Source organism: Legionella saoudiensis, from assembly GCF_001465875.1.
In the GTDB taxonomy this organism is placed as follows: Bacteria; Pseudomonadota; Gammaproteobacteria; order Legionellales; family Legionellaceae; genus Legionella; species Legionella saoudiensis.
This window is the reverse complement of sequence record NZ_LN901323.1, coordinates 633,864-657,500: the sequence shown is the minus strand read 5'-3', so window position 1 is coordinate 657,500 and position 23,637 is coordinate 633,864. Positions and strand designations below refer to the sequence as shown.

The following is a 23,637-nucleotide window of genomic DNA, read 5'->3' as shown; positions in this document are numbered from 1 at the left end:
GAACCCCGTCAGGCCCGGAAGGGAGCAGCGGTAGCAATTGATTCGAGCGCCGAGGTGTGGCTCTTAGAGCTGCCGCCCAACTTATAAACCATATATGAGCTATCTAGCACTTGCCCGTAAATGGCGACCACGAACATTCTCACAACTTGTTGGCCAAGAACATATTAATAAGGCTCTTATTAATGCGCTGAATCAACAACGCTTGCATCATGCTTATCTTTTTACTGGAACCCGTGGTGTAGGGAAAACAAGTGTCGCTCGTATATTAGCCAAATCACTTAATTGTGAAGCAGGAATTAGTTCTGAACCCTGCCTGCAATGCAACACGTGTATTTCCATTGAACAAGGTCGATTTATTGACCTTATTGAGATTGATGGTGCATCCAAAACACGTGTCGAAGATACACGGGATTTATTAGATAATGTGCAATATGCACCTGCCACTGGCCGTTTTAAAATTTATCTAATCGATGAAGTACACATGCTTTCACAACATAGCTTTAATGCGCTTCTAAAAACATTAGAAGAACCACCTGCTCATGTGAAGTTTATTTTAGCAACAACTGATCCGCAAAAATTACCGGTTACCGTTTTATCGCGATGCTTGCAATTTAATCTGAAACATTTGGCACCCGAGCTAATTAGTCAACATTTACAATTAATACTTAAAGATGAGCAATTAGCTTTTGAGCCCCAAGCATTAAATATTTTGGCCCACGCTGCGCGTGGAAGTATGCGCGATGCGCTCAGTTTATTAGATCAAGCCATTACCAGTTGTGATAATCAACTAACAACAACTGATGTAAAAATGATCCTGGGCTATACCCAACAGGATTATGCGTTACAATTGCTACAAGCACTTGCAAATCAAGATGCGCCAAATATACTAACGCTTAGTCAAAGCATTGCAAATGAAGGAGGACATTTTCAGTATGTCCTTGATGAATTGCTTAATTATTTACATCAAATGGCAGTCTATCAAGCCATTGGTGATCATAATGCCTTAATCAGCCCTTCTCCTGAAATAAAAAACCTAAGTGCTATAGTTTCTGCAGAGGATGTGCAATTATTTTATCAAATTAGCTTAAAGGGACGAGAAGAAATTCATTTAGCTCCGACTTTAGCCATAGGCTTTAGCATGACCTTATTGCGGATGCTAACCTTTAGACCAGCACCAAAGCCAGCCACGGTTGCCTGTACACAAACACACACCCAAGCAACAGCGCAAAATATTGAAACAGTTCCTGAAACGAAGATAAGCACAAATCAAGAGCACAAGTTAACTCCAATGCCTGCAGCAGCAATAATACCTACAGCATCAAGCCAGGACCCAGTGGACTCTGCAATCGCAGCGACTTCCTTGATAGAGCCCTATACTGTGGTAATCCCTGAGGTCGCTGATGGGCAAGAGAATCACCCTAGCCCGCAAATGCCGGAAAAATTGCTCTCAACCCCCATACCACAAGAACAACAAAGTTGGGCTGACATTATCCCGCAACTGAAATTAACCGGCTTAGCACTTACTGCAGTAGAGAATGCTGAACTTGTTTCTAGAGACGGACGGGATCTAGTCTTACGTGTTGCTCGTGGACATCAATCTTTATTTACCCCAACCGTATTGGCACGAGTTGAAAGCGCCCTTGGAAACTATTATCAAACTGCGATAAAAGTGGCGCTAAATAGTGAGCAATCGGTCCAAGCATCACCTGCTCAACAAAAAGAGCAGGCAACGCAGCAAAAACAACAAAATGCAGAGCTTGCTTTGCAAAATGATCCAATGTTCCAACAGTTGCAGCAAGATTTTTCAGCAGAATTGGTCAAAAATTCTATTGTGCCACTAAAAGATGACTTATAATATAATACGTTTAAGCTTCTCAAGCTAAAATCTGTTTAGTCCTTAACTTAGCTTGAGATGCGTACCCAACCCTAACAAAAGAGGCGTTAATAATGGATATGAATCAAAATCTTAGTAACCTAATGAAAGAAGCGCAAAAAATGCAACAGCGTATGCAAGAAGCGCAACAACAATTAAGCCAATTAGTTGTTACTGGCGAAGCAGGTGGTGGCATGGTTACAATTCAAATGAATGGTCGCCATGACGCAGTTGCAGTTAAAATCAAACCAACCATGTTGGAAGAAGAGCCAGAAATGTTAGAAGATTTAGTTGCTGCAGCAATTAATGATGCGGTACGTAAAATTGAAAAAGCATCTAAAGAAAAAATCAGTCAATTAACTGCTGGATTAAATATTCCGACTGATTTAATGGGTGGCGAAAAGGAATAATCCTAATAATGGATATGTTAAACCGCCTGGTCGAAGCGCTACGATGCCTTCCCGGGGTAGGACCAAAATCAGCACAGCGCATGGTGTTTCACTTGCTCCAACATCAAAGACAGCGAGGTTTAAACCTCGCCTCTTGTTTGGAGCAGGCAATGACGCAAATCAAGCATTGCCAGCGCTGTATGAATTACACAGAACAAAGCTTGTGCACATTGTGTGAAAACCCCAATCGTGACTCATCTTTGCTTTGTGTTGTAGAAAGCCCAGCCGATGTATCAGCAATTGAACAGAGCAATTCATTCCAAGGTAAATATTTTGTCCTTATGGGTAAAATATCTCCACTCGATGGATTAGGCCCTGATGATATAGGATTGCCTAAGCTTAAGAATCTAATTCTTGAGGAAGGAATTAAAGAAGTAATCCTGGCTTTAAGCCCAAGTGTGGAAGGACAAACCACAATTCATTTTATTCATCAACTCCTACGTGAACAGCCAGTCCATATTACTCAGTTAGCCCACGGCATACCATCTGGGGGTGAGTTAGAGTTTTTAGATGGTAATACCATTGGAAATGCTCTTCGCAATAGAGCACTAATTAATGTTTAAAACCATAGTACGTAATCAATTTTTTGTCCTGCTATTATTAGTCTTAACAGGGCTAGCCCATGCTTCTTTTTATAAAAGCTTATGGCCTCAATGGGAAGTGAATAATCCCTTATCTAAGGAAATTATTTCTCACCAACTATGGCAAGAGTTTTTAAATCGCCGAGTAATTACTAGTCCCGAAAATATTAATTTGGTTGATTATGCTCATTTCTCACAGACTGATCTGAATTTACTAAAAGACTACCTGAGAGATATGGCTCAAATTAATATCGACAACTACAATCGAGCAGAGCAGTTGGCCTATTGGATTAATGTCTATAATGCGCTTACGGTGCAAACCATCGCCAATTATTATCCAATCTCAACAATTCAGGAAATTAATATTTCTCCGGGCTTATTTAGTGTTGGCCCTTGGGGAGCTAATTTAATTACGATAAAAAAGACAACGCTTTCTCTGGATGATATTAACAATCGTATTATACGTCCCATATGGAATGATCCTCGAACACACTATGCGTTAAATAACGCCAGTATTGGGGCGCCTAATTTAAATAAAAATGCCTATCATGGCTACAATCTGGAAGAACAATTAAATAAAGCTGCATTCACCTACGTAAACTCCCTAAGAGGTGTTAGCGTTATTGAGGGAAGGCTAATTATTTCAAAACTCTATGATTGGTATGAAGAAGATTTTGGCGGTACAAAACAAGATGTGATCACACATTTATTGCAGTTTGCTAAAGAGCCATTACAAAGCCAGTTAAAACACATAAATACCATAGACAGTTATGTTTATAACTGGCATCTCAATAGTCCTTCTTCAGATCCAGCCTTACATGAGAAGGATGTTAAGTAGATTTATCTAGAATAAAAGCCCTCATAGTGAACAGAGTAAAGCCCTCCGGATGATATTCGTAAAACGCATACAGGGCTTCACCGGATTCGCTTGGGCGAAAAAATATCCAGGAAATGGATATTGTAATAATCAATAGGAGTAATAAGTTTATGAATCGTGGTGGATTTTCATGGAAACGGTTTGTTGGTATTTCCGCGCTTAAAGCAAAAATCTCTCGAAAGATTGGTATCCCGTTAACCAAATCGGGCAGGCAAAGAAAGCTGGGAGCATTAGTTATGAAAATCGTTTATTCCTTTGCAATGAAACTCCTAAAAGGAAAACCTTAAATTGGGTAGCTGTTGCTTGGTTTATAATTTTTCTTTACCACCGTACTACAGCGCTTCAGAAAGTCCTGGTTGCAGCCAACCAGGTAACACTTTCTAATTTTCCTCTACAAATCGAAACAGTTGTTCAACCGTATCATGGTTGAGCGGTTTTTTTTGCGCGTAAATTGTAATAACACGTAGTACGGCATCACGATTACGGGGGGTAATTGGGGGATAGGGGCGTTCCAATTTATAATAATACGCCTCTGTAAGCACATGACGGTTTTTTAACTCATCGCGTAGTGCCTGCATTACGGCTAACAAAGTATCAAATACATCTTGAAGCACGCTCTTACCTTCATCGTTTAACTGGGGTAACCAATCAAAAAAAGCTCCTTGAAGAAGAATGAAAAAAGTATGGAGCAAATGACATGTATCATTATTTGCAAAATAACCATAGAGGTCTAAGCATTCCGTTGTAGGCAATTGGGCGAATAAAAGCACCATGCGCAACTGAAATGCATCGATGTCGCCTTGTTCAGCAAAAAGCGTTTGGCGTAAAATCATAACCGTATCAATTAAACGGTTGGGATTAAACCAAAACTTATACGCTCGGCCTAAATCACGCAAAAGCTCGACTGTGAGCTGCTGCTGATACTGTGGTGACATGGTTATCCTCAATTGCTTGACGGCAGTCCATATCATTGATTTAAAGCTATCGTTTACCTCAATCATGATTCCTTGAGGCAATTCATTGCCATGCAATAAATAATCCACCTCAGGTATTAAACCATTTTGTAATGCGGCACTATAAAGCTGTTGTTGGATTAACTCTATTGCAGCATGTAAAACAGCTAAGCGGGCACGAACTGAAATCAGCTTTTCAGGATGAACCGTGTAGGAAAATAATTTATCCGGGAATAACTTATAGAAAAAAATCGCATTGACTAAATCAACAAACTGCTCTTGTGCAAAAAAAGCTACGGCATCTTTTTGTTCTGCCCTACTCCACTCATGAAACCACATTGCCAATTCAAGAGATGTGGCTTCATGATGGCTCCAAAAATTAGCAATACCTACTAGCCAGCGATCCAGTTGCCGTTTAGCGAATAGTTGCTTAAGCCGGGTTGCATATTCAGCCATTTGTTGCAAGTAATGCAGGGATTCAATTGATACCACTTGCTGATAAAGTGCCACTATTTGTAGTATTAATTCCTTTCTTACTTCTAAAGAGTTACTTTGAGCTAATCTTTGCTCTAAATTAAAAATGGATTCAAAGTGCTCCAAACGATACGGTAGTATGGATAACTGTTCTGAATCAAAAATCAAATCCTCCTGAAATAAACGTAAATAATTTAAATAGGTTGCGGCAATAGAGCGGCATAGGTCAATAATTTTATCCGCATGGTAAGTTAAGTGCTTTGGTTGATTAAGATAGGTGCGTAAGCGGCACTTTAAATGGCTTAACTCATATTTAACCCGCGCTTTAGCGCGATCCGCGTCTGTAATTTCCCAATTCAATTTTTGAGTCATCCAGCCTCCTCAAATAGCCTCCCTGCTGAATCTCGTTTTCTTATACCTACAATAGCATCGAAAATAATTGCAAGTCGACAGTAATCTTGCCAAAATCTGTTTGATTGCCGCTAAAAATCCAGGAAGAATTAAATGCCAAAACCCAGCTATTTGCTGTTTATTGATGAGAGCCCTGTAAGTGACGAGCTTAAAAGTTACTTTGCTCAATTCAATATCGCGATAGTAGAACAACAAAATTTGCACGCAATTCCTATTGAACAAGGAATACCGGTAGCTATTTTAATTCACTGGTCTATTTTAAAAGACCAACTATCAATAGTGCACCAATTTTACACAAGCTATCCTGTACCCTTATTAGTTATTCATGATCATCCTGATGAAAATGCCTGTATTAAAGTGCTGGAAGCAGGAGCCGATGACTTTATCATTAAGCCCATTTATCCGAGAGAGCTACATGCTCGAGTTAGCGCCATTAGCCGGCGCGTAGCGCGTATTCAACAGCAAACAGAACCAGAAAAAGAGTTTCTTACATTTGGCAATTGGCGCCTGGATCCGGCAGCACGGCGTGTTTTTAATATTGAAAATAATATTGAACTCTCTCTAAGTGCGGGAGAGTATGATTTACTGCTAGCTTTTGTGCAACAACCACTGCAAGTACTCGATCGGGAACAATTATTACAAACCACCAAGAATAGTGATCTAAACCCCTTCGATCGCCGCATTGATGTGCAAATAAGTCGCCTAAGGCAAAAAATCGAAGTTGATGCAAAAAAGCCTATCTTAATTAAAACGATTCGTAATGGTGGTTATATGTTTACTGCGGAGGTTGGTAGCAGCAAAGAATAGAATTAATAACCTATTTTCGCTTTTTGCTCAGCTTAAACATTTTGACGCTTTTAATAGTATTATCACTAACCTTTAAAATTTCAATGCGATAATTATCAATGGTTAAACAGGAATCTGCTGGGGGAATATAGCCTAGGTACTCAATAATTAAGCCACTTAAGGTTTTAGGTCCAATCATGGGTAGTTGCCAGCTCATTAAACGATTCAAATGACGCAGCGTTAAACTGGCATCAATAATTACGGAATTATCACTCTGCGGCATAATATCCCGACTTAAGGCAGCAATGTCTGTGGTAAATTCACCCACGATTTCTTCAAGAATATCTTCCATAGTTGCTAGGCCTAAAATATTGCCATATTCATCGACCACAAATGAACTTCTTCGTTTCACTTTTCTAAAATTAAGAAGCTGAACATTAAGTGGCGTACCTTCAGGAATAAAATAAGGTGTATCTGCCGTACTCAATAAGCTATTTAAATTTAATTTATCTTCTAAAGCTAAATTTAAGACATCACGCACATGAATCATACCCACTAAATTATCAATAGTGTCACGATACAGAGGCAAACGCGTATGTTGTGCCGTTTCTAATTGCTCTAACAATTGAGTCCATGGCTGTTCTAAATCAATTCCTACAATCTCAGCTTTGGGGATCATGATGTCTTCAACAGTCGCGGTTTCCAAATCCAGCAAGCTAATTAACATACTTTTATGTTCAACAGGCAACAAGCCTCCAGCCTCATGAACCACCGAGCGTAATTCTTCGCCAGTTAGGGCTTCTTTTTGTGCGCGATCCAAAGAAACATGAAATAAACGCAAAATGCTATTCGATATAAAACTACAGGTCCACACTAATGGAGAAAAAAGCTTTTGAATTATCTTTAGTGGCAATGAGGAAGCAAACGCTACTTGTTGTGGATAAATTGCGGCAAAGGTTTTGGGAATCATTTCCGCAAATACCATGATGATCAAAGTTAAAAGTACAGTGGCAATTGCCACGCCTAAATCACCATATAAACGCTGACCAATTAAAGTTGCAATCATGGAGGCAACAATATTAGCTACCGTATTGCCGATTAACACTACACTAAGAAGTAAGTCTGGACGTGCAAGAATTTTATTAACTCGTATTGCTTGGACGTCATTTTTCTTAACCAAATGTTTTAGCTTGTAACGATTCAAAGACATCATACCAATTTCTGTGGCAGAGAAAAAAGCAGCTAAAACAATTAGAAAAATTACTATAGCAAACAACGTAGAGAGATGGAGGGCCACCAAATATCCTTTAAGCTTTGCATGCGAGAAAATAAGGTATCATATGGAACAGAAGAAAGCGAGCAGTATGATTTTACTGTTGGATTAGGAGCCGTAGCCCATATTCGCGTAGCGTAATACGGGCTACATGTCTTCACTGCTAGCCTTTAAAACGCTCAACACTTGCGACAATTTCTGCTAAAGCAGCATCTGGACCTTCCCAGCCATCAACTTTCACCCATTTGCCCTCTTCCAAGTCCTTGTAATGACTAAAAAAGTGTTTTATAGAGTTTAATAAATATTCAGGTAAGTCTTTATATGATTCTACTGATTCATAAATTTTAGTGAGCTTGTTAGTAGGAACAGCTAATAACTTAGCATCAACACCTGATTCATCAGTCATTTTTAATACCCCAACAACACGGCAAGGAATAACGGAGCCGTTAATTAGAGGAACCGGAGTAATAACTAATACGTCTACTGGGTCACCATCTTCAGATAAAGTATTGGGAATATAGCCATAGTTAGCAGGATAAAACATTGGCGTGGATAAAAAACGATCCACAAACAATACACCAGAGTCTTTATTAACCTCATATTTAACTGGTCCACTGTTCATGGGAATTTCAATAATTACGTTAATTTCATTTGGGATATCACGCCCACTGCTAACTTTCTTTAAACCCATTTATGTCCCCTATTGGAATTAATATAGTTACTCGCCATCGCTTTATATGAGTATGGCTTAGAAATACAAATTTCTATCGAAATAAAGAGGGCTATTATGCGAAAAATCGCATCAAAAGGCAAAGAGAAGCTGTCAGAATATGTGGGAGAAATGTATAATAGTATTTTCAATTAATTATTAGGATTGCTTATGGATTGCTTGTTTTGCAAAATTGCTGAAGGTGCAATTCCTGCTACAGTAGTTTTTGAAGATGATGAGCTTATGGCTTTTCGTGATCTTAACCCACAAGCACCAACCCATTTATTAATTATACCTAAGCAGCATATTTCTACAATTAATGATGCTGCTGATGAAGACCAAGCCCTCTTGGGACGAATAATTTTAAGAGCAAAACAACTTGCTCAGACTGAAGGATTCAGCGATTCAGGTTATCGATTAGTTTTTAATGTTAATCCCAATGGCGGTCAGACTGTTTTCCATATTCATTTACATTTACTGGGTGGTCGACGCATGACTTGGCCTCCAGGTTAGGAATTTTTATTATGAAAGAACTTTATGAACAGCTATTAACGGAATTAGGAGAAGATATTACTCGCGAAGGATTGGTTGATACTCCAGAACGTGCTGCAAATGCGATGCGCTATTTAACTAAAGGCTACCATGAGGATCTTGATGAGATTATTAATGGCGCGCTCTTTGACTCTGAAATGAGTGAAATGGTTATCGTTAAAGATATTGAGTTGTATTCGATGTGTGAGCATCATCTGTTGCCATTTTTGGGCAAATGCCATGTTGGCTATATCCCTAATGGAAAAGTGATTGGCCTATCAAAAATTGCGCGTGTCGTTGATTTTTTTGCTCGTCGCCTGCAAATTCAAGAACGCTTAACTTCTGAAATAGCGCACTGTATTGAATCAATTACTGGGGCCCTGGGAGTTGCTGTTGTTATAGAAGCTAAGCATCTGTGCATGATGATGCGCGGAGTTGAAAAGCAAAACTCGGTAATGGCCACCTCGGTGATGCTCGGTGAAATGCGTAATAATGCCACTAGCCGCGCAGAGTTCTTAAAATTAATCCATAAAACGAATTAAGATCAGACGTATTTACCCTCCTTGTAATACTCATTTGTAACCCTCTACAGATACATGTGAATCTCGTCATTGCGAGGAGCGTAGTGACGAGGAGTTCGAAGTACCGAACTCTAGGTCGCTCGCTACACGCGCAATGACGGCGATATCTCATTTAATTAAAAATCCTGTTCAGCGTAATACTTACCTTATTTTTGTCATAAAAAAACCCGTATCAGAAAATTCGCCAATACGGGTTTCAAATTTTTTGAATAATAATAAAGATTATTCTTCTTCAGACTCATCAGCACCTAAATTAGCTACTTCAGCGTTTTCTTCTGCAACAGGTGCAGCAGCTTGGGCTTCAGGGGCCTGAGGCTTATCTTTCCACTCTAACTTAACTCGGCCTTGCTTATCAATACCCGCAACAAATACAGAGATTTCTTGACCTTCCTGCAATACATCCTCAACCTTTTGCGCTCTGTCAGCACAAATTTGGGAAATGTGCAGTAAGCCATCTTTTCCAGGTAACAGATTAATGAAGGCGCCAAAATCAACAATCTTGCTGACTTTACCATGATAGGTTTCACCAACCTCAATTTCTGCAATCAATGCTTTAATTTGTTTTTGGGCTTCTTCTAAAGCCAGCATGTCAGGAGAGAATAATTGTACTAATCCAGTATCGTCGATATCAATAGAAACGCCAGTACTATCAATTAAGCCTTTAATAGTTGCACCACCTTTACCAATAATAGTACGGATTTTATCTTCCGCGACTTTCATCGTAGTGATTCGTGGAGCATGCTGAGATAACTCTTCACGATGTTCAGCTAGGGCATTATTCATGACACCTAAAATATGGATACGCCCAGCTAAAGCTTGCTCAAGAGCTTGCTCCATGATTTCATTAGTGATACCAGTAATTTTGATATCCATTTGTAATGCAGTGATACCCTGTTCTGTACCCGCAACTTTGAAATCCATATCACCTAAGTGATCCTCATCACCTAGGATATCCGTTAACACCGCGAAACGATCACCCTCTTTAATTAAGCCCATCGCAACACCGGCAACAGGCGCCTTTAAAGGAACGCCGGCGTCCATTAATGCTAAACTGGTACCGCAAACTGTAGCCATTGAGCTTGAACCGTTAGACTCGGTAATTTCAGATACTACTCGTAAAACGTAAGGGAATTCGTTTGCTGCTGGCAGTACAGCCATTAAAGCGCGTTTTGCTAAACGGCCATGTCCAATTTCACGACGCTTCGGACTACCCACCATGCCTGTTTCGCCAACAGAGTAAGGAGGGAAGTTATAGTGCAGCATAAAGCGATCTTTAGATTCACCATTAATACCATCGAGTATCTGGGCATCACGCTCATTGCCTAAAGTAGCTACCACAATCGCCTGCGTCTCACCCCGGGTGAACAATGCAGAACCATGGGTTCGTTCCAGGAACTTGGTACGAATGGCAATAGGACGCACCGTTTTTTGGTCACGACCATCAATACGAGGCTCACCATCTAAAATACGGTTACGTACTGTTGCGCGCTCTAAATCAACAAACATGTTGCCAATAACATCTGCATTTAACTCTTCATTTTCAGCCAATAATGCATTGATGGTTTGTTCTTTTAATTCATCTAAACGAGCATAACGTGCTTGTTTATCTTTAATCAGGTAAGCCGCCTCTACCTCGTTTTTCGCGATTTCGCTAACACGAGCCAGTAGATTAGTATCCACTTCTGGGGCAGTCCAATCCCAACGTGGTTTGCCCGCCTCTTGAGCTAACTCTTCAATTGCCTTAATTACGCCTTTCATCATTTCATGGCCAAACATAATTGCGCCACGCATGATATCTTCACTCAACTCTTTTGCTTCAGACTCTACCATTAGGATTGCATCTTTAGTTCCGGCAACTACTAAATCTAATTGAGACTCTTCTAGGGCTTTACGGCTAGGATTTAGCAGGTAAACTCCATCTTTGTAACCAACACGCGCCGCTCCAATCGGACCATTAAATGGTACACCGGAAATAGCTAACGCAGCTGAAGCGCCAATCATTGCTAAAATATCTGATGAAACTTCTGGATTTAAAGAAAGAACCGTAGCGATTATTTGTACCTCATTGGTAAAGGCATCGGGGAATAATGGGCGAATTGGTCTATCAATTAGGCGAGAAATTAAGGTCTCATTATCGCTTGGTCTGCCTTCGCGCTTGTTAAAACCACCAGGAATTTTTCCTACGGCATAAAATTTTTCTTGATAATTTACGGTAAGAGGAAAAAATCCATTTCCTTCACCGCCATCTTTTTTACCTACCGCGGTAACTAAAACTTGAGTGCCATTCATGCTGACTAATACAGCACCGTCAGCTTGGCGCGCAATTTCACCGGTTTCAAGGACTAGGGTATGGTCACCAAATGCTATCTCTTTTCTAATTTTAGCCACGGAATGTTCCTCTTTAATAATTGTAACGAAAAAAAGGCGCAGAAGTATGCGCCTTTAATTACTAACTGTTCTGATTAAACACACCTTGAGCAAGGTGCTTTGATTCAATAATCAATAAGAATCTCTTAATTCTAATTTTTGAATCAATGTTTGATAACGACCTTGGTCGTTACTTTTTAGATACTTCAATAACTTACGACGTTTGTTTACCAATGCTTGTAATCCACGACGTGAATGGAAATCTTTTTTATGTTCTTTAAAGTGTTCAGTCAAATACTTGATGCGACTTGTAATTAAAGAAACTTGAACTTCTGGCGAACCGGTATCTTTATCGGCACGTTTGAATTCATTAACGATTGCTGCTTTATCCGCGCTGTTTAGCGACATTATACACTCCTGGAACTACTAAATATTCATTCAAAGGCGAACATTCTACCAAGGCATACCAAACGAAACAAGTGTTGTAAATTATTTTGTGCAAAAAAAATCATACTTAGGCATGAATTCTTGCAATCAAGTTAAAAAGCCAACAATCTTTTCGCTCTCAGCTCACCTTCAGCATTTAACTCACCTAAACCAATAAATTGTGATTGTTCATCATAAAGACGAACACAATTTACCCCACCTACATCTAATTGTTTACTTAATACCCGACCTTGCCGGATAGCTAAAATTTCATCTTCTGAAAGCATTACTTGCTTTAAATAATCTACCGCTTTATCGAGTGGAATAAGGCAAGCCATTCGCTCGTCTAAGGACATCTGCTCCAACTCATCTAAGGTATACATCGGCAACTCATTGAGACCTGATGTATAAAGGCGATGCAGGCGTGTTACATGTGCACCAACCCCTAACGCATCACCTATATCTTCAACTAAATTGCGAATATAGGTTCCTTTGCTGCAGTTAACTGTCAATGAAAACTGCGCTCCATCAAAAGCGTCCAATTGCAAATGACTAATAAAAATCGCGCGCTGTTTGCGCTCAACCTCAATCCCTTCACGAGCTAAACGATATAAAGGTCTGCCCTGATGTTTTAAAGCCGAGTACATTGAAGGGGTCTGCTTTAAATGTCCTATGTAACGCTTTAATACAGTTGTAAGCTGTGCTTGCGACACGCTACACATCTCGGTATACGCAATAACTCGTCCCGTTGAATCAGAGGTATCTGTTTTAACCCCGAGCATCGCCGTTGTTTCATAACATTTATCTGCATCAAGCAGAAATTGGCAAACCTTTGTCGCCTCTCCAAAGCATAAGGGTAACATGCCAGTTGCCAAGGGATCTAGGCTGCCTGTATGTCCCGCTTTTTTTGCTCCTAATAAATGCTTTGCTTTTTGCAAGGCTTTATTGGATGACATTCCTCCTGACTTATTAAGTAACAAAATTCCATTGATTCCTGGAGTAAACTCAGTCTTCTTCATGGTCATCATTGGAAGGAGGATTTGCTTCATCAATTAGACGGCTTAGGCGTTGTCCATATTCTATTGACTCATCATAAACAAAATGCAATTGCGGTACTGTGCGCAGCGTAATACTACGTGCTAACGCACTTCGCAGATAACTTGCCGCAGCATTGAGAATGCTTTCAACGAGCTTTTTATCATTATTCAATACGGTAAAATAAACCTTTGCATGTGCTAAATCTGCAGCAACCTTTACTGCAGAAATAGTCACAATACCATTTAAGCGTGGATCTTTAACCTCTAAAGGAATGATCTGAGCTAATTTCCGCTGAATCATTTCAGCAACCCGATCTGTACGTTTAAAATTTTGCCCCATAATTATAAATCACGCTTAATTTCAACAGTTTCATACACTTCAATAAGGTCGCCTGGTTTCACGTCATTATAGTTCTTAACGCCAATACCGCACTCAAACCCTTGACGAACCTCTAATACGTCATCTTTAAAGCGTCTTAATGACTCTAAAGTTCCTTCGTAAATTACTACGTTGGCACGAAGTACACGAATCGGGTTATTACGCTTAATCACACCTTCAACCACCATACAACCTGCAATAGCGCCAATTTTCGGTGATTTGAATACATCGCGAACTTCAGCAATACCAATGATTTCTTCTTTAAACTGTGGGGCCAACATTCCGGTTAAGGCACCTTTAATTTGATCCACAATATCATAGATAACACTATAGTAATGAAGAGAGATGGATTCTTGTTCAGCCAAACGTTTCGCTGTAGCATCAGCGCGAACATTAAAGCCAATCAATAAAGCATTTGATGCGATTGCCAAATGTACATCCGATTCAGTAATACCACCTACACCGTTCGAAATAACGACTACTTTAACTTCATCATTCGATAATTTAACCAAGGCATCGGAAATAGCTTCCACAGAACCTTGTACGTCAGCCTTAAGTACAATATTTAATACTTTAGACTCAGCAGCAGTCATGTTTTCCATGATGCCTTCAAGAGTAGACTTTTGACGTCGCGCAAGCTTCACATCGCGGAATTTACCTTGACGGAATAAAGCTACTTCACGTGCTTTCTTCTCATCAGGGACCACTACAGCCTCGTCCCCTGCATGAGGGATCGCAGATAGACCCAATACTTCCACTGGAATTGAGGGACCAGCACTATTAACCATATCTCCGTTATCACCAACCAATGCACGCACACGGCCATATTGGAAACCAGCAAGGATGATATCACCCTTATGTAAGGTTCCACTTTGCACTAGGACTGTTGCAACTGGGCCACGGCCTTTATCTAAGCGTGACTCGATAACTACACCTTTAGCCGCACCATCAGTTAACGCTGTGAGCTCTAATACTTCTGATTGCAATAGAATGGCATCAAGTAGTGAATCGATACCTGTACCTGCCTTCGCCGAGATATTTATAAACATGGTATCGCCACCCCAAGCCTCTGGAATGACTTCATGAACAGATAATTCATTCATGACGCGATCAGGATCGGCACCTGGTTTATCAATTTTATTAACGGCAACGATAATTGGCACTTTAGCAGCTTTAGCATGTTGGATTGCCTCAACAGTCTGAGGCTTAACGCCATCATCTGCAGCAACAATCAATACAACGATATCCGTAACTTGCGCACCACGAGCACGCATTGCCGTAAATGCCGCGTGACCTGGGGTATCCAAGAAAGTAATATCGCCTTTCGGTGTACTTACGTGATATGCACCAATGTGCTGAGTAATACCACCGGCTTCGCCAGAAGCAACTTTAGTACGGCGAATGTAGTCAAGTAAAGAAGTTTTACCATGGTCTACGTGCCCCATAATCGTTACTACCGGTGCACGCCCTTCGGTATGGCTACCTTTAGTAATGGCCTCACCTAAACCAACTTCAATCGCATCTTCGTTGATTATGCGCGCTTTATGCCCCATTTCTTCAACCACGATCACTGCCGTTTCTTGGTCAATAACTTGGTTAATGGTTGCCATAGCGCCTAAAGACATCATGATTTTAATAACTTCTGCCGCTTTAACTGACATTCTCTTTGCCAGCTCTGCAACAGTAATTGTCTCAGGAATTAGCACTTCGCGCACTACAGGTGCTGTTGGTAATGCAAAACCATGAGTTAAGGTTTCTTCCGCTTCACGGTATTTATCTGATTTTTCAGAACCTTTACGTTTTTTAAATTTGCTGCGTCCGCCACGTCGGTGTGAGTCTTCTTCATCATCACCACCGCGGTCATAAGAAGCTTGATATTTTGGTTTTTTCTTCCCTTTTTTGTAATCAGAGGATTCTGAATCAGTGCTTGTTGATTCTGAATGTTTCTTTTTAACTGGTTTATCGGCTTTAGCTTCTTCTTTTATTACTACTTCGGCAATTTTTTCCAACTCAGAAGGAGCATCTAATTCGTCATCAAATGCAGCTACAGGCTCTTCAGTAACCTCTTCTTCAGCTGGAGGCGCTTCTTCAATAACAGTAGTCTCTGCTGCAACTTCTTCGGGAATTTCTGGTTCAGTCTGCACAACTTCAGGTGCCGATTCAACAATAGATGCTTCTGTAATTGCTTCGCTAGGGACTGATTCATCAGTGTGGGCAATTTCAATTGGCTCTTCAGTTTCGGGTTGATCAACGAGGGTACTTCGTTTAACAAAAACCTTTTTCTTGCGAACTTCAACATGAACTGTTTTACCACTATGTGTGTCATGGCCAACAGTAACTTGGGACGTACTTTTACGTCTTAGAGTAATACGTTCTGGTGCTACATGTGCATCACGCACAGAACTACTCTTTAAATGATTAAGTAAGATACGCTTTTGTTCCTCATTCACAGTCTGTTGATCATCAGTAAAAGATAATCCTGCTTCCTGTAACTGGTTCAATAAGCGTTCAACCGGAATACCAACGACTTGAGCTAATTGTTTAACCGTCACATCCGCCATATTTTAATCCCCTTTCAGCAGCCTATGATGTATTCACTATGAACAAACATAACTGCGTTCTGAAACACGTTAGTTTATTAATGCTTTGCCAAATGGGGCAAAGCATAGGTATATACCCAAGTATCTTGGGTATATATGGTTTTATAAAAACCATGGTTCTCTGGCTTTCATAATTAAAGCGCCGGCTTTTTCTTCAGTCATCCCTTCAATTTCTAATAATTCATCTACAGATTGTTCTGCTAAATCTTCCATAGATGTGATGCCCCGTTCAGCTAGTTTATTAGCAAGCTCTTCAGACATGCCGTCCATATTTAATAAAGATTCATCTGGAGTACCAGCTAATCCTTTACCCGAAGAAAGCGCCATAGTTAATAAGTTATCATTCGCTCTATTTCTTAGCTCTTCAACGATTTCCTCGTCAAATTCTTCAATCGCTAAGAGTTCTTCTTTTGGTACATAAGCAACTTCTTCAAGAGATGAGAAACCATGCGCTACTAGTAATGTAGCAATTTCCTCATCTATTTCCAGCGCGGAAGTGAATAATTTTACGATCTTGCTCGATTCCTCTAAATTCTTATTTTCGAATTCATCGGTAGTCATAACATTTAAAGTCCAACCAGTTAATTGGCTGGCTAAACGTACGTTTTGACCATTTCGACCAATTGCTTGGGATAATTGATCTTTTTCTACCGCGAGATCCATAGTATGAGTATCTTCATCAACAACAATAGAAGAGATGTCAGCAGGAGCCATGGCATTAATTACCAATTGAGCTGGATTATCATCCCAAAGAATAATATCAACACGCTCACCACCTAGCTCACTAGAAACAGCTTGTACTCGCGCGCCACGCATACCGACGCATGCACCAACAGGATCAATACGTCCATCGTTTGTCTTAACGGCAATTTTTGCTCTATTACCTACGTCTCGAGCAGCAGCCTTAACTTCAATTACATTTTCACCAATTTCTGGAACTTCAATGCGGAATAATTCAATTAACATTTCGTTACGTGTACGACTAACATACAACTGTGGTCCACGTGCTTGAGGAGTAATTTCGTACAAATACGCACGCACCCTGTCATTAGGACGAAACATTTCATGAGGCAACATTTCTGCTCGTGGTAAAAAGGCTTCCGCTTTTCCGCCTAAATCAATAATGACATTATCACGAGTCACTTTCTTAACAGTACCATAAATCAGCTGACCTAATTTACTTCTAAACTGGTCTATAACTAATTCACGCTCAGCCTCTCTAACCTTTTGCATAATGACCTGACGAGCAGCTTGCGCTTCAATGCGACCAAATTCAATTGATGGAATTGACTCTTCAATTCGGCCACCAACAGTAACCTCTGGGTTACGCATTTGAGCATCTTCTAAAGTTAACTGGCGCTCAGGAAATTCTAATTCTTCAGGTTCAACTACATCCCAGTATCTAAAAGTTTCATATTCACCAGTACGTGGATCTAGCTTAATTCTAACGCCTATATCTAATCCAAAAATCTTTCGAGTAGCAGACTCCAATGCGGCCTGAATGGCAAGGATGATAACGTCTTTACTTACGCCTCTTTCGTTTGATAACGCCTCAGCAACTAATAACAATTCTTTGCTCATTGTTCTCGCCTCTCTATACTGTCAAATATGCCTTTACAATATTTGAAAAAAGTAATTCATGCTCTTCGCCATCGACATTCAGCAAGACTGAATTGTCAGACACTGAAACGATTGTACCTAGCAATTTACGCTTTTTACTAATAGGTTTAAATGTTTTCACCTGGACAGGTTGACCTATGTAGCGTTGATACTGCCAACCTTTAAACAAAGGTCTGGGTATACCGGGTGATGATACTTCTAAACTATAATTACCAGGAATAGGATCTTCTACATCGAGCAAGGCACTTACTTGGTGACTTACATCTTGGCAGTCTTCAATTCCAATCCCTTCTGCTTTATCTATGTATATGCGTAATAAGGAGTGCTTACCTTGGGAAAGGTATTCACAGCCCCAAAGCTCATAACCCATATCATTTACAGTAGGAGCTAATAGTTGTTCGAGTTCGTCTTGAATCATAATATTAACAAACAAAAAAAAAGGGCGCATACGCCCAAGTCTGTTATTATTAACCTGGATTCGCAAAATAGCCCGAATTAAACATATCCCTAAGAAAAGCAATTTGCATCAACTGCGAATCATTGCTACAGAGGACTTTAAAGCTTTTTCTAGGGTAATAAAAAACCCCATAAATGGGGTTCCAAAAAGTGGTAGCGGGGGCAGGATTTGAACCTACGACCTTCGGGTTATGAGCCCGACGAGCTACCAGGCTGCTCCACCCCGCGTCAACTGAAAAGAAGTATACTGGTAGTTTGTCCTTTTAGCAAGTACTTTTAGTAAAGTTTGTGAATTAATTAGCAAATGCGTTAATACAGCTAACAACCAACGCCCCTGGAAAAATCCCCAAATACAGTAAAGACAAACAATTTAAAGACAATACTGTAGCATTTGCTTTATTAATAATTAATGGCTCATTATTTAGAGGCTTATCGAAATACATTAGTTTTACGATACGTATATAATAATAAGCACCTACTACGGCAAAGATTAAGCCCAGTATTGCCACCCAAGTCATATGCACGTCAACTAGCGCTTTTAATACCAGCAGTTTAGTAATAAAACCTACGGTTGGGGGTACACCCGCCATTGAGAACATAATGATTAGCATCATAAAAGCTAGCCAGGGATTTCTTTTATTTAAGCCTTTAAGATCATCAACACTATCAATTTCCATACCATGGCTGGACATTAAAACAATTAAACCAAATGCTGCAGCCGAAGTTAGGGCATAAACTAGAATATAATAAAGTGCGGCTGAATATCCCGCTGAGCTCGCCGCTAAAATACCAAATAAAGAATAACCGATATGTGATATTGCTGAATAAGAAAGCAGGCGTTTAAAGCTTGTTTGTACTATCGCAAATAGATTACCTAGACCTGTGGACAGTAAGGTAACTACTAACAAAATTTGTTGCCATTGTGCGGTAATATCCACAAAGCTAATTGTTAAAAATCGGAACGCCATTCCTAAGGCGGCAACCTTTGGGGCTGCACTAATAAATAGGGTAACTGAAGTTGGTGCACCTTGATACACATCTGGAGCCCACATGTGAAAAGGAACTGCAGCCAGCTTGAAGCAAACACCCGCTAAAATAAATACTAAGGCAAATGCGAGTAACGCTTCCTGCTGTTGCCAATTCGCAGAAATTGCATTTGCAACTTCAAGTAAATCAAGTTTACCGGTCGCGCCATAAATTAGCGAAATACCATAGAGCAGCATCGCCGATGCAATTGCTCCCATAACAAAATACTTCATCGCAGCTTCAGATGCATCGCTGTCGGTACGACGAATCGCCGTCATCGCATAAAGGGGCAATGACATTAACTCTAAACCAAGATAGATTGATAAAAGTGAATGCGCTGAAACGAGGATCATCATCCCTAAGGTTGAAAATAACCCTAGAACATAATAATCGCCGGAGGGCATTTGCCGTTCATCAATATAATTGCGCGAATAGATAAAGCTTAATAAAACGGTGAGGTAAATAAAGAACTTCATTAAATGAGCGGCATCATCACTGATAAACATTCCATTTAAGGTAATTACTTTATTTGCACCTATATAAAGGAAACTAACTCCTGCGGCGAAAATTAATCCAATGCAGGAGATGATAAAGGCTACAGAACGAACTTTATGCCGTAAAAATAAATCAGCAAGCAATGCAAGGCCCGCTGTGGCTAAAATAACCATCTCTGGTAGCGCGACATGAATATTTTCAAATAATGCGATCATATTGTTTAACCTTGCTGTATTACAATTTTGTTTGGCTGGCTAATGCCAGAGTATGACTTACTGTCTGGTGTATGTATTCAAGCATTGGCTTGGGATACACCCCCATAGCAATAACCATCAGAGCTAATAACACATAGGCACTCAACTCATAAATTGATAGGTCTTTTAATGCCGCAACTTTATCATTAGCAACTTTGCCGAAAATAACGCGCTTATACATCCAAAGATTGTATGCTGCTGCCGTCATTAAGGTTGTTGCAGCCCAGAAAGTAATCCAGAATCCTGCTTTCATGGAACCAACAATTACCATAAACTCACCAACAAAACCTGAGGTACCTGGCAAGCCTGCATTAGCCATACAAAACAGCATAAAAAATGAAGCAAACATTGGCATGGTATTAACAATACCTCCAAAGTCAACTAAACGGCGCGTATGCATGCGGTCATAAATAAAACCTACTCCTGCAAACATTCCGCTTGAAACAAAGGCATGTGAAATCATTACCACAATAGCGCCTTCTAAAATAAGTCCGGCATTACTTAAGCCTGTTTGTTTGGCAATACTGAAAATTGCAAAACAGCCTAAGGTGACAAACCCCATATGTGAAATTGATGAGTAAGCAATTAAACGCTTCATATCCTTTTGCACAATCGCAACTAAAGCAATATAAACTACAGCTATTAAGGATAGGGCAATCATCAAACCAGAATACTGGTTACAGGCATCTGGAACGATCGGCAATGAAAAACGTATGAACCCGTACGCTCCAAGCTTTAAGAGAATTGCAGCTAAAACGATAGAGCCTCCCGCCGGTGCCTCGGTGTGGGCGTCCGGTAACCAGGTATGGACCGGAAACATTGGGATTTTAATCGCAAAACCAAGGAAGAAGGCAATGAAAATTAAGGTTTGCGCAGTCATACTCAGTTTAATTGCATAGAATGCTTCTATATTAAAGGTTCCGGCAATATACCCCATGTATAAGAAGCTACCGAGCATTAACACTGAACCTAAGAAGGTATATAGGAAGAATTTAATTGCCGCATAAACGCGATTATCGGAACCCCAAATACCAATAATCAGGTACATAGGAATCAGTGTAGCTTCCCAGAAAATATAGAACAAGATGGAATCAAGTGCAGAAAATACCCCAACCAATAAGCCCTGCATGATTAAAAATGCGGCTAGATATTGAGACACCCTGCTGGTAATACTTTCCCATGTAGCAAGAATCACCACTAAGTTAGTGAAGATACTTAGCACTATAAGTAATAATGACAAACCATCAATACCAAGGCTGTAGCTAATGCCCAGTGAAGGCATCCAGGGAAACTCTTCCACATATTGCATCCCTAAAGCTTTCGTGTCAAAGCCTGCAACTAAAGGCACACAAAGCAGTAGACAGAGCACTACTGTGAATAAAGCCAAATAGCGTGCATTGTTAGGGTTACGATCATCTCCTGCGAGAAGAACAAACACACCGCCTAATATTGGCAACCAAACTAGCAAATTGAGCAAATAATGCATACCCTCACCTTATATTCAGCCTAGTATCAACCAGCACAAGAATCCGAGTAATCCAAGAACCATAACTGTCGCGTAGTGATTTAGATAACCACTTTGTATGGCTCGACCTTTACTGGAAAACCATCTAATCAGTCGACTACTACCATTAACTACCATTCCATCAATTAACCCTTGATCACCAACACTATAAAAAGCGCTTCCCAGACCTTTGGTGCCTTTTACAAAAACCAGGTTATTAAAGGCATCAAATCCATATTTGTTCATAAGTAGCTTGTAAATAAGCTTCATATGACGAGCCAAGTAACCAGGAATAGATGGAACAGCAATATAGCAAACCCAGGCAATAGCAATACCTGTTAACGTAATCCAGAAAGTAAGAGATGACACGGAGTGAATCATACTTTCAAAAGGTGATGTAACTTCATGTGCCAACTCTGCCATAACATTATGATCAGGAAGAACAAACAAGGATGAGCCTAATAACGTTGGATTATCAAACAGCATAGGCATATACAGTACATAACCTAAAATTACGGAAGGAACTGCTAAGATTACTAAAGGTAACCACACAACCCATGGAGATTCATGCACGTGATCTAAGGTGTGCTGGTCCATGCGTGGTTTACCATGGAATGTCATAAAGAGTGATCTAAAGCTATAAATTGCTGTAACCATTGCCCCGACCACAACACAGAAATAAGCATAACTACTGCCAGGTATTTGTGAAAGCTGAGCAGCTTCAATAATTGTGTCTTTAGAGTAGAATCCAGCAAAAGGAGGAATAGCACATAATGCTAATGTTCCTATAATATAGGTCACATAAGTGATAGGCATTTTGTTCCATAAACCACCCATTTTGCGCATGTCCTGCTCATGATGCATACCAATAATCACAGAACCGGCACCAAGGAATAATAGTGCCTTAAAGCAGGCATGAGTGATCAGATGGAACATTCCGGCACTGTATGCAGAAGCACCAATACCTACCATCATATATCCTAACTGAGATAAAGTAGAGTAGGCCACGACACGTTTAATATCGTTCATCACCAGGGCGAGAATACCGGTAAAGAGTGCACCAGTAGCGCCAATTACTAATACAACAGACAAGGCTGTCGTTGATAATTCAAGTAGTGGCGAAATACGTGCCAGCATGAACACCCCAGCCGTTACCATTGTTGCCGCGTGAATTAACGCAGAAATGGGTGTAGGACCTTCCATTGATTCAGGTAACCAGACATGTAAAGGCACCTGAGCTGATTTACCCATAGCACCCACATATAAAGCCAAACAAGTAACGGTCATTACAGACCAGGAGTGACCACTGAATAATTCAATGTTTTGACTCGCTAGATACTTCGCACTTTGAAATACCGTAGCATAGTCGATGCTGCCCGTATAGGCAAAAACTAAGGCTATCCCGATAACAAAACCAAAATCCCCGACACGGTTAACCAAAAAGGCCTTAAGACTTCCTTCAATTGCCGACTCCTTTTGGTACCAGAAGCCGATAAGTAAGTAAGACACAAGACCAACGCCTTCCCAGCCAAAGAATAACTGTAAAAAGTTATTTGAAGTTACCAACATCAACATCATGAAGGTGAAAAGCGAAATATAACTAAAGAAACGTTGGTAACCGTCATCATCTGCCATATAACCGATACTGTATATATGCACCAACAAGGATACGAAATTTACTGTAACCAGCATAATTGCCGTTAGCGGATCAATTAAAAACCCTAGGTTAAATTCATAGGGAATTAATGCACCACCCGTGGCCCAATGATAAAGAACCGTATTTTCTGAAGGCATTGCACCCGAAAATATCTGGCATGCAATATATAGTGACGCAATAAAAGAAATGCTAACACCCAGAATCGTCACTGAGTGTGCTCCAACACGTCCTATTTGGTTTCGGAAAAAACCAGAGATGGCCGAGCCTGCAAGAGGAGCTAAAACAATTATCAAACACAGTTGTTGTATACTCACAATG

General features: G+C 40.2%; 21 protein-coding genes, 1 tRNA gene and 1 other RNA gene (1 of these 23 cut by a window edge). 9 read left to right on the top strand and 14 right to left on the bottom strand.

Going from position 1 to position 23,637, the window contains the following annotated elements; all coding sequences use genetic code 11:
* From ffs to BN3124_RS17190, 6 genes are all read left to right on the top strand, one after another.
* An RNA gene (gene ffs, locus BN3124_RS16850) (signal recognition particle sRNA small type) lies at nucleotides 1–69 on the top strand; it begins 28 nt to the left of the window's first position.
* A 25-nt stretch (nucleotides 70–94) separates the two neighbouring features.
* On the top strand, nucleotides 95–1,855 hold the full coding sequence (dnaX, locus tag BN3124_RS09085) for a DNA polymerase III subunit gamma/tau (protein WP_058534479.1): 1,761 nt from the start codon (nucleotides 95–97) through the stop codon (nucleotides 1,853–1,855).
* A 92-nt stretch (nucleotides 1,856–1,947) separates the two neighbouring features.
* Nucleotides 1,948–2,283, top strand: coding sequence for a YbaB/EbfC family nucleoid-associated protein (locus BN3124_RS09080; protein WP_058534478.1), 336 nt, complete (start codon nucleotides 1,948–1,950; stop codon nucleotides 2,281–2,283).
* 8 nt (nucleotides 2,284–2,291) lie between these two features.
* A complete protein-coding gene (recR, locus tag BN3124_RS09075; RefSeq protein ID WP_058534477.1) occupies nucleotides 2,292–2,885 on the top strand; it encodes a recombination mediator RecR in 594 nt (197 codons plus the stop codon).
* Nucleotides 2,878–3,741: a DUF547 domain-containing protein gene (locus BN3124_RS09070; RefSeq protein WP_058534476.1), complete on the top strand. Its 864-nt coding sequence runs from the start codon at nucleotides 2,878–2,880 to the stop codon at nucleotides 3,739–3,741. Before recR ends, BN3124_RS09070 begins: the two co-directional genes overlap by 8 nt.
* Before the next feature lie 149 nt (nucleotides 3,742–3,890).
* The gene (locus BN3124_RS17190) at nucleotides 3,891–4,067 is read left to right on the top strand and encodes a hypothetical protein (RefSeq protein ID WP_196398915.1); all 177 of its coding nucleotides are present in this window, start codon (nucleotides 3,891–3,893) and stop codon (nucleotides 4,065–4,067) included.
* Between the two features lie 93 nt (nucleotides 4,068–4,160).
* Here the strand turns inward: BN3124_RS17190 and BN3124_RS09065 are convergent, their stop codons facing one another.
* A complete protein-coding gene (locus BN3124_RS09065) occupies nucleotides 4,161–5,579 on the bottom strand; it encodes a hypothetical protein (RefSeq protein ID WP_058534475.1) in 1,419 nt (472 codons plus the stop codon).
* 132 nt (nucleotides 5,580–5,711) lie between these two features.
* Here BN3124_RS09065 and BN3124_RS09060 point away from each other — a divergent pair, with 132 nt between their 5' ends.
* Nucleotides 5,712–6,425, top strand: coding sequence for a winged helix-turn-helix domain-containing protein (locus tag BN3124_RS09060; RefSeq protein WP_058534474.1), 714 nt, complete (start codon nucleotides 5,712–5,714; stop codon nucleotides 6,423–6,425).
* A 10-nt stretch (nucleotides 6,426–6,435) separates the two neighbouring features.
* On the opposite strand, the gene BN3124_RS09055 is transcribed toward BN3124_RS09060, so the two are convergent.
* Entirely contained in the window at nucleotides 6,436–7,701 is a 1,266-nt protein-coding gene (locus tag BN3124_RS09055) for an HlyC/CorC family transporter (protein ID WP_058534473.1), read from the bottom strand.
* 139 nt (nucleotides 7,702–7,840) lie between these two features.
* Nucleotides 7,841–8,368 (bottom strand): inorganic diphosphatase, encoded by a 528-nt coding sequence (gene ppa / locus BN3124_RS09050; RefSeq protein WP_058534472.1) that lies wholly within the window; start codon nucleotides 8,366–8,368, stop codon nucleotides 7,841–7,843.
* Between the two features lie 189 nt (nucleotides 8,369–8,557).
* On the opposite strand from ppa, the gene BN3124_RS09045 reads away from it, so the two are divergent.
* Nucleotides 8,558–8,899 (top strand): histidine triad nucleotide-binding protein, encoded by a 342-nt coding sequence (locus BN3124_RS09045; RefSeq protein ID WP_058534471.1) that lies wholly within the window; start codon nucleotides 8,558–8,560, stop codon nucleotides 8,897–8,899.
* 11 nt (nucleotides 8,900–8,910) lie between these two features.
* Nucleotides 8,911–9,459 (top strand): GTP cyclohydrolase I FolE, encoded by a 549-nt coding sequence (gene folE / locus BN3124_RS09040; protein WP_058534470.1) that lies wholly within the window; start codon nucleotides 8,911–8,913, stop codon nucleotides 9,457–9,459.
* A gap of 261 nt (nucleotides 9,460–9,720) precedes the next feature.
* Here the strand turns inward: folE and pnp are convergent, their stop codons facing one another.
* From pnp to nuoL, 11 genes are all read right to left on the bottom strand, one after another.
* Nucleotides 9,721–11,886 (bottom strand): polyribonucleotide nucleotidyltransferase, encoded by a 2,166-nt coding sequence (pnp, locus tag BN3124_RS09035; protein ID WP_058534469.1) that lies wholly within the window; start codon nucleotides 11,884–11,886, stop codon nucleotides 9,721–9,723.
* Between the two features lie 111 nt (nucleotides 11,887–11,997).
* Entirely contained in the window at nucleotides 11,998–12,273 is a 276-nt protein-coding gene (rpsO, locus tag BN3124_RS09030) for a 30S ribosomal protein S15 (RefSeq protein ID WP_058534468.1), read from the bottom strand.
* 131 nt (nucleotides 12,274–12,404) lie between these two features.
* Nucleotides 12,405–13,310, bottom strand: a complete 906-nt coding sequence (gene truB / locus BN3124_RS09025; RefSeq protein ID WP_058534467.1) for a tRNA pseudouridine(55) synthase TruB — start codon at nucleotides 13,308–13,310, stop codon at nucleotides 12,405–12,407.
* Nucleotides 13,297–13,668, bottom strand: coding sequence for a 30S ribosome-binding factor RbfA (gene rbfA / locus BN3124_RS09020; RefSeq protein WP_058534466.1), 372 nt, complete (start codon nucleotides 13,666–13,668; stop codon nucleotides 13,297–13,299). Before rbfA ends, truB begins: the two co-directional genes overlap by 14 nt.
* Nucleotides 13,669–13,670: 2 nt before the next feature.
* Nucleotides 13,671–16,268: a translation initiation factor IF-2 gene (gene infB / locus BN3124_RS09015; RefSeq protein ID WP_058534465.1), complete on the bottom strand. Its 2,598-nt coding sequence runs from the start codon at nucleotides 16,266–16,268 to the stop codon at nucleotides 13,671–13,673.
* Nucleotides 16,269–16,409: 141 nt separating this feature from the next.
* Nucleotides 16,410–17,888, bottom strand: a complete 1,479-nt coding sequence (gene nusA, locus BN3124_RS09010) for a transcription termination factor NusA (RefSeq protein WP_058534464.1) — start codon at nucleotides 17,886–17,888, stop codon at nucleotides 16,410–16,412.
* A gap of 13 nt (nucleotides 17,889–17,901) precedes the next feature.
* Entirely contained in the window at nucleotides 17,902–18,345 is a 444-nt protein-coding gene (gene rimP / locus BN3124_RS09005; RefSeq protein WP_058534498.1) for a ribosome maturation factor RimP, read from the bottom strand.
* A 189-nt stretch (nucleotides 18,346–18,534) separates the two neighbouring features.
* A tRNA-Met gene (locus BN3124_RS09000) sits at nucleotides 18,535–18,611 on the bottom strand.
* Between the two features lie 65 nt (nucleotides 18,612–18,676).
* The gene (gene nuoN, locus BN3124_RS08995; protein ID WP_058534463.1) at nucleotides 18,677–20,119 is read right to left on the bottom strand and encodes an NADH-quinone oxidoreductase subunit NuoN; all 1,443 of its coding nucleotides are present in this window, start codon (nucleotides 20,117–20,119) and stop codon (nucleotides 18,677–18,679) included.
* A gap of 19 nt (nucleotides 20,120–20,138) precedes the next feature.
* Complete coding sequence (locus tag BN3124_RS08990) at nucleotides 20,139–21,644, bottom strand: complex I subunit 4 family protein (protein WP_058534462.1); 1,506 nt, start codon at nucleotides 21,642–21,644, stop codon at nucleotides 20,139–20,141.
* Between the two features lie 15 nt (nucleotides 21,645–21,659).
* Nucleotides 21,660–23,633, bottom strand: coding sequence for an NADH-quinone oxidoreductase subunit L (nuoL, locus tag BN3124_RS08985; protein WP_058534461.1), 1,974 nt, complete (start codon nucleotides 23,631–23,633; stop codon nucleotides 21,660–21,662).
* Between the last annotated feature and the right edge of the window lie 4 nt (nucleotides 23,634–23,637).